3 protein-coding genes are annotated in these 13,738 nt (G+C 28.2%); all 3 read left to right on the top strand.

Annotation, left to right across the window (positions count from 1 at the left end):
- The 3 genes from B3603_RS20480 to B3603_RS20470 all read left to right on the top strand — a co-directional run bounded on the left by B3603_RS20480 (window position 1) and on the right by B3603_RS20470 (window position 13,731).
- Window positions 1-633: a thiamine diphosphokinase gene (locus B3603_RS20480; protein ID WP_291568426.1), complete on the top strand. Its 633-nt coding sequence runs from the start codon at window positions 1-3 to the stop codon at window positions 631-633.
- A 184-nt stretch (window positions 634-817) separates the two neighbouring features.
- On the top strand, window positions 818-3,136 hold the full coding sequence (locus B3603_RS20475; RefSeq protein ID WP_291568425.1) for a cell wall-binding repeat-containing protein: 2,319 nt from the start codon (window positions 818-820) through the stop codon (window positions 3,134-3,136).
- Window positions 3,137-3,324: 188 nt separating this feature from the next.
- Entirely contained in the window at window positions 3,325-13,731 is a 10,407-nt protein-coding gene (locus B3603_RS20470; protein ID WP_291568424.1) for an RHS repeat-associated core domain-containing protein, read from the top strand.
- The last annotated feature ends 7 nt before the right edge of the window (window positions 13,732-13,738 follow it).

Raw genomic sequence — 13,738 nt, 5'->3', positions numbered from 1 at the left:
ATGAAAATAGCAATAGTATCTGGAGGAAAAGCTCCAAGTGAGGAGATATTAAATATCTATATTGAAAAAGGCTATGAAATAATAGCAGCAGATAGTGGAGCAAATTGTCTGTATAAATATAGAATAATTCCTAAAATTCTATTAGGGGACTTTGACTCAATTGATAAAGAGGTACTAAATTATTTTAAAGATAAAACAGAAATTTTAACTGTTCCAAGTGAAAAGGATTTTACTGATACAGAACTTGCCCTAAACATGGCTATAGATCTTAAAGCTGAAGACATAGTATTTCTAGGTTGTACAGGAAGTAGAATGGATCATTTTCTTGGGAATCTATGCGTATTATATAAAGCGCTAGAAAAAAATATAAAAGCTTCTATAGTAGATGAGAATAATAGCATTACAATGATAAATACCCCTACTATCATTAGAGGGAAAAAAGGAGAATGTTTTTCTTTAATAGCCTTTAAAGAGGATGTAAAAAATCTAACTATAAAAGGTGCAAAATATGAACTTAATTCATATTATTTAAGTTTAAGTGATAATTTAACATTGTCAAATGAATTTATTGAAGAAGAAGTATCCTTAACCTTTGATAGTGGAACAGTTATACTTATGCGGTGTATCGATTAATTTCGATAAAAAAGTCTAATAACTTATGTTATTAGACTTTTTTATTTTTAAAATATGGTTATTTTTTCAATAATTTTGAATAAATTAAAATAATATTAAATATTATTCAAAAAATAGTTGAATTTATATAAAATATATAATAGAATATATTTTGGCATTTTATCATATATTTGGAGGTGAAAAAGTGAAAAAGATTAAAAGAAAAAACTTATTAATAATATTGTTAGTAAGCTTTTTTTTATTAAACAATAACATTATTGTTTATGGGAAAAGTAATAAAGAGCTTAGTACTTCATCAAAGCAAAATAAAATTAATATAAAACTAGAAAACTTAAAAGATATAAATCAAATAGTAATTAAAGTAAGTAATGATTATGCTATAAAAGGAAGTGATAAAAAATTAAAAAGTAATAGTGAATATACTATTAAAAGTAAAAATTCTAGTTTTGATATATTAGAAAATGAAGAAATATTATTAGAAAATCAAAATACTATAACCTTAATAGGCGAAAGTGAAAAAGGTTACATAACTTTAGTGGACAAACCCTTTTATGGCAATATGTTCGGAAATTTATATTTTAAAGATGGTACTGATAAATCTATGACAATTATCAATGAAATGAATATTGATCAATATGTAAGAAAAGTATTGCCACAAATGCATATATTCTCAAATATTAATACCCTCAGTAAAGAGACTAGCAAAGAAGTAATAAGAGCAGAGGCAATCATTGCAAGAACTTTTGCAGAGTCAAATATAAATAGTGGAATATTTAGTATCTTTAAAGATAGTGATATGACAGATATTGAAAGTGGTATATTTCCATATTTAATAGATGAAAACGATAAATTAACAGAAGTATATGATGAAATGACCCAAATATCAAAACTTCAATATTTACAAAATGATAATGATAAATTATTTAAAGGTGGATATTTAAGGGATTATTATTGCTTAAGCAATGGTGGACAAACAGAAGAGCTAGTTAATGTTACTGGTGAAGATATACCATATTTAAAAAATCAAAAGGATACATATGATACTGAAGAATGGAATAGCTCTTTAAGTTATGATGAGCTAAATAATATCTTAACTACCAAATATAAAGAATTAAATGTGAAAGAATTTTTACAAATAGATTTAAATACCATTGAGAAATATCCTAGTGGGAGAATCAAATCTTTAAATATAAGGTATAAAGATGTAAATAACAATGAAAAAGTTTTAAATCTTACCGGAGAAGAGTTATTAAAATTCTTTCCACATAGTCTTAATGGAAGTTTTTTAAGTACTTATTTTGATGTAACTGTAAGTAAAAGTAATAATAAAGATTTGTATACTTTTAAAGGAAAAGGTATCGGTCACGGTGTAGGTCTAAGTGTAGAAGGAGCAATAAATAGAGCAAAAGAAGGAAAAGAGTATAAAGAAATTTTGGAATTTTATTATCCTAATACAGAATTAATAGGTGATGATTATACATATGTGGATGATGATGATGAAACAGATGAAGGAACAGAAGGTGGTTCAGGAAGTGGTGAAGAAGGTGGAGAGGTTAAACCAATCAGCTTCAAACAAAGAATAGCTGGAAAAGATAGAATTGATACTTCTGTAGAGATAGCTAAAAAAGCTTATAAAGATGAAATAGAAAATATAGTTATAGCTAATGGTGCTGACTCTTCAGGAATAATATCTTCCTCTGTACTTGCGAAAAAAATTAATGCACCTATACTTTACACAAATAAAGATTATCATAAAGACCCTACATCAAAAGAGTTCTTTGACTTTATTAAAGATAGAGTTAAGAAGGATGCAAAAGTTTATATTATTGGTGGAGATAGTCTAATAAGTGATGAATTTATTGGGTATTTAAGAGAAAATTGCTCAAAGAATTTTAAAATTATGAGATTAAGTGGAGCAGATAGATTTATTACCAATTATCACATAGTAAAAGAAGTATATGCAAAATATAATACACCAATTGTGCTTACTGATGGAATGGGATTTGCCGATGCTTTAAGTATCTCTCCTATAGCAGCAGAAAATAATTGGCCTATAGTTTTTACTAATAAAGACAATATTAATTCACAACTTTTATCCTATATTGAAAGTATTAAGCCTTCAAAGATTTATATTGTTGGAGGGGAAGGAGCAGTATCTAATACTGTTATTAATACAATAAAAGCAAAATTAAATTATACGGATAAAGACTTTGAGAGAATTAGCGGTAATAACAGATATGAAACCTGCAAAAATATAAACATTAAATTTAAACCTAGTCCAAAGGAGATAGTATTAACTACAGGACTTAATTTTGCAGATGCTGGCGCTGGAAGTATATATGCTGCAAGAAGATCAGCACCACTAGTTCTTATTGATGATAAAAATTTAAACAATGCAGAACAATATATCAAAGATATTAAAAATAATATATCAGTGACGATTCTCGGGGGAGAAGGTATTATAACAGAACAAATGGTAGAGTATATTTTAAACATAAAATAATTCATAGAATCAATTTTTAATTAAAAGATATAAAGTTATCGATTAAATTCATCTTTCGGGAGTAATAATAAGCTTTATTCTCTCGAAAGATGGATTACTTTTAAATAAAAATTGTAGTTATTTTAACATGTGTTTTTATATAGCGGTTATATAGATTTTAATATAATTATTAAATTTGAGGAGGAAGTATGATAGATAAGCATAAGAGGATCATAGCGGTTTTATTAACATTTATTATGATATTTTCATATAGCCAAGAAGTATTAGCTATGACAAGTGAGTATATTAAAATATCACCTAATTTAATTAGTAGTTTAGCTACTATTATAAAAAAAACTAGTAATGATAAAGAAAATAATAAAGATACAGAAAAAGAATTAGAATTAAAAAAAATAGAAGAAAATAAGAGACTTGAAGAGGAAAAACTTCATAATGAAACTTTAATTAAAGATTCTACAGAAAGATCTCTAATTGAAGAATTAGAGAAAGATCCTTTAACTTCAAAAAATGAAATTTTTAACAGTCCGGAAATAAAAGATATAGAAGAGATATCTCCTTATCTAATAAGAATAAGATGGCAGGAGTCTATAGATTTTGATTATGAGTTAGAAATAAACGGAACTATACTGCAAGTTGGAAAGAAAGATTTTTATTTTCACAAAGGTGTAGTGCCAGAAGAAAATTATACCTATAGATTAAGGTATAAAAATAATGATTTATATAGTGAATGGAGTGAAAAAAAATCCTTTAAAACAACTAAGCCTGAAGTAGAAGAAAATTTAAATTCTGATGAAATATATAATGAAAATATAAATATAGAAAATAATGAAACTATAGTCGAGGAAGAAAAATCAGAATTAAAAAAAGATGAACATAAAGAATTAGATGAAAAGAAATTATTGGATGAAAATAAGGAGCCTGGTGAAAAGGAAGAAACTAAAACTGAAGATATAAAAAAGGAACTTAGTGATACATCTTTAAATAACCATGAAAAACCTATTAATTCAAAAAATATAAAATTATATGCAGCTCCTAATGAAGGGACTTCACATGAAAGCCCAGAAATTGAAGTGGCGCTATTTGGTAAAAATGGTCAGAAGGCATATTCTGTAGATGGAATTATGGGTTTTCAAGAAGGTTCCCAAATTGAGAAAGTCAATTTAAGATTAAGCCCTAAAACTTTAAAGAATTATCCAGGAATGGGGATAGAATATCAAGTTTATTATAATGAAAGATGGAGTGAATGGAAAGAGAACAATGAACTTGCCGGAGTAGATGGATACCCTATAAAGGCTATACGGGTTAAATTAAGTGGAAATAACTATGGTTATCAAATCAAATATTGGCTATTATCGGATACAACAAGAGCTGGTGAACCAGAATATATGACTAATGGAGAACTATCTGGAGATGAAACTGGTTCAGGGGCAATTGCACTATCTTTAAAGTTCTACAAAGAAAGTCGAAGGATTATAACTGAGGATGAAGTGTGGAAAGCTGGAGATGTAATAAAGATATCCGAGGTAGTAGAAATTGCAGAAAATGCTACAGTAACTATTGAGGAAGGGGCAAGAATAGAGTTTACGCAAGATAACTCAAACAGTGATATAGACTCTACCAGTGGAATAGAAGTAAAGGGTAAATTGATATCAAAATGCAGTTCCTCAAGTGGTAAACAAATTACTTTTACTGATAAAAGGATGGACACTGATATAAGTGAACATTTTGGAATAAGAGTTAAGAGCACAGGGACTCTAGATGCTAGTTATACTAATTTTTATGTAGAAAGACAGAATGTAAGAGCATATTCAAGTAAAAGATTCTTAGATATTGAAGGAAGATTATCCTTAGAAAATTCTAAGCTCTATGACAAAAGTAAATATAAAGACAGTGAATACATTGGTAAGGTTTATACTGGAATTGCAATAAAAGGTGACAAAGATATAAATTTAAAAAATAATGAACTTTATGATTTTGAAAGTGGTATAGTTCTTAGCAATAGCTTAGGAGCTGTTTTAATTGAAGGAAATACTTTACAAGGAAATGGCATAGATATCATTGAATTAAATAATAAGTCTCAAAGCAGTAAAATTATGAAGATATCAAGAAATACCATTAAAAATAGTTCTACAGCTATTAATATTATTCAAAGGCATCAAATTTTATCAGTTAACACTGGTAGAAAAATAGAAGTAGACAACAATATTATAGAAAATAATAGTGGTTCAGGAATAGATATAACTGCAAATTATTTATCTAATATTCTTTTAACTAAAAATACAATTAAAAATAATAAGATGACAGATGCCAATATAGTTCGAAACGGTATAGGAGCAGCTATAAAAATAAATATAACCTCTATTAAAGAAAATAATACAGATTTATTTAAAACTATAAATCCAAAAGACAGTACCAATGTAATAAGTGACAACACCATAGATGGTATTTTAATAGATGGTGCATTAAATATAAATACAACTATTTCTAAAGGTAAATATAATTATGTAGTAAATAGTGTTTTAGCAGTTAATAGAAAAAAATCAGTAAAAATAACAGAAGGTACAAAGATTAATGCTATTGGAGATATAAAGGTGCTAGGAAGTTTATCTTTAGAGGGAAAGTCTACTGATAAGGTTGTTATAACCTCATTAAATGCAGAGGGAAAGACAATTATAGGAAAGCCTAATCCTGATTATGTAGGACATATTCCAATTAAAAATGTAACTGATGGATTTTTTAAAGGCATTCTTGTTTATACAGGTGGTAATTTTATCTCTGAGAATTCAGTAATTAAATATGGAGGGCAAAGTACAAAAGATGAAATTATACCTATGCTTGAAAATGCAGGAACAACAGTATTAAAAAATACACAATTATATCGCTCAGGTGGAAGTAGCTCATTAGTTAAGAATTATAAAACAATGCATATTAACGATAGTACACTACAAACAACGGATGATTACGGGCTTCTAAATTATAGCAATGAAATGACAATCACTAATTCAAATATATTTAATGCTAGGTATGGAATAGTTACAACAAATAGTATTAAAGCATTTGTTGTAAAGATAAACAATGTAAAAGAAGATGGTATATATCATTTTGTTAGTGATAGCAAAAATTTGTCTACAAACATTGATTTAGAAAGAGTAAAAATTGAAAATTGTAAGTCAGGAATCTATATAGATAATAAAAATGCTAATTTACTTTTATACAATGATTCACAAATATCCAACTTTGAAGAGTATGGAGTATATGTAAGTAACAATAATATAAAAGATATAAACATAGATGGTGTTACTATCACTGGAAATAAATCAATAGATAATGAATCTCAAAATGGTATATATATATTAGGAAATAGTAAAGTTACTATTTCAGGTTCAAAGATTTCAAATTGTAAATATAATGGGGTCATGTCAAATACTAATAAACTTTTAGAGATATATTCATCTATTATAACAAATTGTGGTAAAGGAATTGGCATCAATAATGGACAAGTTAAAATACAATATAATAAAATTCATAATAATGAATATGGTGTTTGGTCTAATAGCGAAATTAAAAGTGCCACTATTACGTACAACTCATTTAAAAATAATTCTGGGATAGGTTTGACCAGCATTGAGAGAATAATAGATGCAACCCATAACTATTGGGGAGCTTCAGATGGTCCATATGTTTATGAAAACAATAAAGTTCAAGGAAGTGGAGATAAAATATCAAATAACTCTACTGTTAAATATGAACCTATATTTGCGGAAGATATTACTGAATCTATGGATGATCTTATAGGTATAGGTAGTGGTGGAAGCAATTATGAGGATTTTAAAAAACCAGTAAATAAATTTATTACAGATTATCAATATCAAATTAAAAAACTTTTAGGACAAGAAGGTCAAACAGGTATTACTGGAAACTATTCTAAAACTTTCGAAGATATAAAAATAGAACTTCCTAGTTTAGAAGTAAATTTAGAAAGAACTTATAATTCCAATGAAAGTACAACTAAAGGTTCTTTAGGAAATGGATGGAGATTAAGCTTTGAATCGGAAATAAAGGATATAGAAGCAAAATATGAAGTTAAAGGTAAAACCATAACACTGCCTGATGGAAGTGTACAAAGCTTTAGGGAAGAAAGTGGAAAATATATACCTATCGATAACAGAAATGAACTTATTAAAAATAGTGATGGAACTCATGAACTTATAGGTAGAAATCAAAGCAGATATGGGTATACAGCCAGCGGGTTATTATCATTTATAAAAGATAAAAATGATAATGCATTAAGAATTCACTATAATAGTGATAGAACTGTGAAAAAAATTGACAACTTACTAGGAAAAATTTATGAGTTTGAATATAAAGATGGAAATTTAGTAAAAGTTTTTGAAACTGTAAATGGAACCATAAAGAGAATAGTTCAATATAACTATAACTCAAATAAATTACTTTCTAGTGTGGTGGATTTTAATGGGAACACATTATATGAATATAAATATGACGCTAATAAAAAGCTATCAGAAGTAATTGAAGCAGGAAAAACTATAGAAGCTATTACATATTTTGATAGTACGGATAATAAAGGTAAAGTAAAAGAAAAAACAGATAACTACGGAAATAAGTCAACTTATAACTATGATAATAAAAATAGAGTTTTAGAAATTAAAGATTCCAAGGGAAGAATAACAAAACAGCTTTATAATATAAGTTTATTTTTAGCAGCGGAGACAGACCCAGAAGGCAGAATAACCATAATGGAGTATGATGCTAATGATGAAGGGGTAAGTGAAGTTGAAGAGGTAGTTAAAAAGTTTGACAAATTGGGAAATGTTACTTCTTATACACGGGATAAAAAAGGAAATATTATAAAAGAGGTAAATCCAGATTTAACTGTAACTGAAAGAGAATATGATGAGAAAAATAATATTGTAAAAGAAGTTATTAAAGAAGCTGACATGACAGTTGTACGTAATATTTCCTATGAATATGATAAAGAAAAGAAAAACTTAACAAAGAAAATAGAAAAAGTAAATCCAAATGACAATAATGAAGAAGCAATAACAACTTATGAGTATTATGATGCAAATGACCCCATTAATGATGGATGCAAATTGAAAGGATTAGTTAAAAGTGTAAAAAATCCGGAAAGCGGAGTTGAAGTTTATACTTACGATAGATATGGTAATAAAAAATCTATAACAAATCCTGAAAATAAAACTGTAGAAAATACTTATAATGACCTTGGATTTATGATTAAGTCTGAATCAGCAAAAGGAATAGAAAAAGAATTTACCTATGATAATAAAGGAAATTTAGAAAGAAGTATTGTTAAAGGTGGAGAAGAAACTACAAGAATAGTTTATGATTCTTTAGGAAGAAAAGTAAAAGAGGTTTCACCAAATCTTTATAATGCTTCACTAGATAATATTGATTCCCATGCTTATAATGGAGATCATGGAGTAAGATATACCTATCATAACAATGGGAATATAAAAACTATTATAGATGAAGAAAATAACCAAACAACATACGATTATGATATCTATGGAAATAAAATATATGAAAAGCTGCCAAGTGGAGTTATATATATCTATGAATATGATAGTGTAAATAGACCAATTAAAAAGTATATAAAGGAAAGTGAAGATGTAAATGCTGTTTTATTGGAAGAATATGAATATGAAATTGTCAATACAGTAAAAGGCATAGGTACTAAAAAAGCTATTAAAAATTACCTTGATGAAAATAACTATATAAAAACCTATGTAATTACAGATTATAAAGATAGGGAAGTAAAAGTTATAAATTCAGATGGAACTGCCTATGCAAAGAGCTATGATGCTTTAGGTAATATATCCTATGAAAGAGATGCAAGAGGAAATACAAGTTACTATAAATATAATGGATTAAACAAAATTAGTTCTAGATATGAAGCACTTGAAGATGAAGATGGTGATGTAAAATATATATACAAGGGATTTGAATATGACAGAAATGGTAATCTAATAAAAGAAACCATGGGAAAAGACCTAGTATTTTCAGGAGAAATACCTGAGGAAATCTTTGAAAAGAACTATGAGTATTTTAAAGATGGAATGTTAAAGGCAGAATATGATAACGAAGGTAGAGGAAAAGAATATGAATATGATAAAGATAACAACCTATCAAAAGAATTTAGCTATATAGAAAATGAAGGAGACTTTATCATTATTGGATATGCTAATAATAAGCTTGGATTACCTTTCAAAAAATATGAGTATATTAAAAAGTGTGATATTTATGGCAATGATATAAGTGATAAGACACTTATGGATATTATGACTGAGTATGAATATGACAAAAATGGAAACCTTATATCAGAAACCAGTGCTAGCGGAAATAAAATTACCTATTCCTATGATAACAAAAATAGAAAAATATCAGAGAGTAAAACTTTAGTAGATGAAAATGGAAATAAAGTAGAAGCAGCTAAACACATAACTTATAATAGCTTAGATCAGATTGAAAGTGAAACAGATTACAATGGAAATGTAAAAAGGTATTCTTACGATAATAAAGGGCTGTTATTAAGCGAAACAAATGCTAAAGATGAGATCACGAATTATGTCTATGATACAATGGGAAGACTTATAGAGAAAACTACTCCTAAAGATAAGGTATCAACTTCTAAAACAAAGTATACTTATGACAGCAGAGGAAGAGTAGTTACAGAAGAAAAATTAATGGGATCACAATATATAGTAATAAAAGCTTATATGTATGATGTCTGTGATAATGTAATAAAAGAAGTTGATGGACTAGCTTATAAAAATGCAGAAGGAGAATCTAAAGAAGAAAAAATTAGAAATGCTTATGGAAAAGAATTTAGATATAACTTAGGTAATATGCTTCAGGAAGAATTAGATCCTGTTTCAAAAGAAAATGGACTTGAGTTTTCTAAGAAGTATAAATATGATGGCTTAAAAAATTTAATTAAAGAAACAGATGCTAAAGGAAATAGTATAGTTTATAGCTATAATGGAGAAGGAAAAGTATTATCTAAAAAATCCATATCTAATACTTTGGAAGAAAAAGAATTAGAGAAAAACACTTATAATCTAAAAGGAAATCTTACAAGTAAAATAGATGGAAATGGTAATGTTGTTTCAAATATTGAATACAATATCTTTGGCAAAATTAGAAAAGCTATAATTAATGGTGACAGCTCAATAGAAGAAAATGTAGTACTGTATCAATATGACTTAGATGGAAATAATGTTTATAGAAAAGACAGCACAGGTAAAATAAATGTAATGACCTATGATACAGAGGGAAGACCATTATCAAATTCTCAATCTAAAGAAGACAATAGTGAAATCATAACTACTAAAACTAGCTATGATAAGAATGGCAATAAGAGATTTGAGGTAGATGGAAAAGGTAATGTTACAGAGTATACTTACGATGGACTTAATAGAGTAATTTCAAAATCTATATCAGATGGAAATACAAGTAATAATTCTGCTTCTTATGAAACTAGATATGAGTATGATGAAGATGGTAATATAACTAAAGAAATTGATTGGTTAGGAAATGTAAAATCTAATACCTATGATGCATTTGGAAGATTGATTGAAAGAAAAGATGGATTAGGAAATATTATTGAGAGATTAGAATATAAAGAAAACAATCTTCAATATAAATCTTATGATGCTTTAAATAATGTAAATGCTTTTGAGTATGATAAAGCTAATAGACTCATATCTACCACTGATGCAGCTGGAAATATTACTAAGCAAGCTTATGATGATAGAGGTAATATTGAATCTAAGACAGATGGAAATGGAAACATTACAGAATTTAGATATGACGAATTAAATAGGTTAACAGAAGTAATAGATGCAAATAGAAATATTACAAGCTATACTTATGATAACAATGGCAATAAAGCATCTCAAACAGATGGAAAAGGTAACAGAACTACCTATGAATATAATATTGCTAATAAGCTTACAAAAATAATAGATCCAAATGGAATAGATGTAGACAATGAATTTAATAGTAAGATAGAAAGTTATACTTATTACTGTGATGGAAATGTAAAAAGCAAAAAAGATAAAAATGGAAAGATTACTTCATATAGTTATGATATACATGGAAGAAAAATTTTAGAAACAATAGAAGATATAAATATATCATACACCTATGACAACAATGGTAATCAATTAACTGTTGCAGATAATAAAGGTACAATAAAAAGAGAATATGACTTTTTAAATAGAACAATATCAAAAGAAGTACCTGAATTTGGCAGAAGTACATTTATATATGATTCACTAGAAGGACTTCCTAGTGGTGAAAGAGCAGAGGTAACCACTGATCCAAAAGGAAACGCAGTAAAAAAAGTTTATGATAGTGCAAATAGGCTTAAGACTGTAATATCAAATGGTGAGACAACTAGCTATGAATACTATGAAAATGGAAATAAAAAGTGTACTATATATCCCGATGGATCAAAGGAAGAATATGATTATCTTAGAAATAATCGATTAAAAAATCTTACAAATACTAAAAAGGTTGGTGAGATTTTAGAATCCTTTAGCTATACCTACGACAATGCAGGAAATATGATAGGTAAACATGATGAAAAAGGAACAACGCTATATACCTATGATAACCTAAATCGATTGTTCTCAGTAAAAGAACCAATAGGAAAAACAACATCTTATACCTATGATTTGGCAGGAAATAGAGAAACGGAAAAAGTCATAGATAAAGATTTAACTCTTTTAAACAGATATATATATAATGGGCAAAATAGGCTGTTATCTATAATTTCAAGTCAAAATGATATAGTTGTTTCAGAAAAATACTTTAAGTATGATAATAATGGAAATCAAATAGCTGAAAAAACAACTAATATAGAGCCATCTGAATTATTAATAGGGGCAAGAATTATAAGTTCTTTAAATGAGGAGCAAATAGATTATAAATATGATCTATTTAATCAGCTAATAGAAGTTAGAAAAGATAACAAAACTATAGCTAAAAATGGATATGATGCTGAAGGTTTAAGAGTACTAAAAGACATAGAAGGTAATATAACAAACTACCTATATGAGGGAGATAATGTTATATTAGAAACAGATAAAGATGGACAAGAGTTAGCAAGAAATGTTTGGGGAACAAGTTTAATAAGCAGAACTATAAATGAAAAAGATAGTGATATAACTGCTTACTATATGTATAATGGTCATAGTGATGTAACAAAACTTTTAAATAGTAATGGAGATATATTAGCGAGCTATTATTATGATGCCTTTGGAAACATTTTAGAGGAAACAGGCTCTATAGATAATCCATATAGATATTCAGGCTATGAATATGATAGTGAAACTGGCAAGTACTATTTAAAAGCTAGAATGTATGATCCTGTAACAGCAAGATTTATGCAAGAAGATACCTATAGAGGAAAAGATGAAGATCCATTAAGTTTAAATCTATATACTTACTGTCATAACAATCCAATAGAATATTATGACCCAACGGGACACATAGCATGGCATGTGATAGGAGGAGTAATTGGAGCAGTAGCAGGTGCTGGACTTAATTTAGTAGCTGACTATATGGATGACGGAAAAATCAACAGAGGTGTAAAATCCTATCTAAAATCAGCGGGAGTAGGAGCCTTAGCAGGAGCAACTTTTGCATATGGATACGGATATTATGTTATGAATGCCGGCTTAAATGCAGTGTCAATGATAGCAGGAATGACAGCCTTTGCAATGGTAGATAGCTTAATAGGTGACATAATATACAACGGCGGAGACATAAATGTACCCAAAGCAATAAGTGAAGGCGTAAAATATGGGGCAGCTGAAGCAGGTTCTCAAGTTTTCCAATATGGTATGGAAAAAATAGTAATACCAAAAGCAAAAATGGTATTTAAAGAAGTAACAGCCAGTTTCAAAAAACAAGCAGTACAAGATGCTAAGGCTGTTATGAAAAATATTTCAAAGCTTGTATCTGCTGTAAAACCAAGTTCTGGAAGTATGTTTGGTGGACTAAAAAACACTCCACAAAGCCTTAACACTAAACTACCTATAGAAAATCAAGGAGTTATAAAATCCCCTAAGAGTTTAGGGTATAGTACTGGGGATCGTATAAGCCTAACACCTAAAAAATCGAGTCTTTTTGAAAAGGGAATTAACCTGCAGTTGTTTGGGCATAAGAAGGGAAATGCTATTGAGGGAGCGGCTAAAACTAGTAGAACTGAAATACAAAGGACTAAGTGGAAGGAGTATACAGGAACTGACCCAGTTGGAGAGGTTCACCATGGATTACCTGAACAATATCATGATTGGTTTAAAGAACATGGAATAGAAGACATAAATAGTGGCGAATATTATTTTGATTTAGATAAAGGAACTCATAGGTTAAAAGCTAACAATGGAATACACACAAATAATAGCCCACTAGGAGATAATTGGAATAGTATATGGAAAAAATGGACGAAACAAAACCCAGAAGCTGGACTACAAGATATACGAAACCAACTAGATATTATGGCTAAAAAGGCAGGAATAGAGCAATATAGAGCAAATTCTAAGTAAAAATAAA

It is taken from the genome of Clostridium sp. UBA2485 (assembly GCF_002341865.1).
Taxonomy (GTDB): domain Bacteria; phylum Bacillota; class Clostridia; order Clostridiales; family Clostridiaceae; genus Clostridium_J.
This window is presented reverse-complemented; position numbering and strand designations above follow the sequence as displayed.

Bases quoted from the DNA above. Each gene is read 5' to 3' on its own strand.
- B3603_RS20470 (WP_291568424.1), top strand. From the start codon at position 3,325: ATGATAGATAAGCATAAGAGGATCATAGCGGTTTTATTAACATTTATT.
- B3603_RS20480 (WP_291568426.1), top strand. From the start codon at position 1: ATGAAAATAGCAATAGTATCTGGAGGAAAAGCTCCAAGTGAGGAGATA.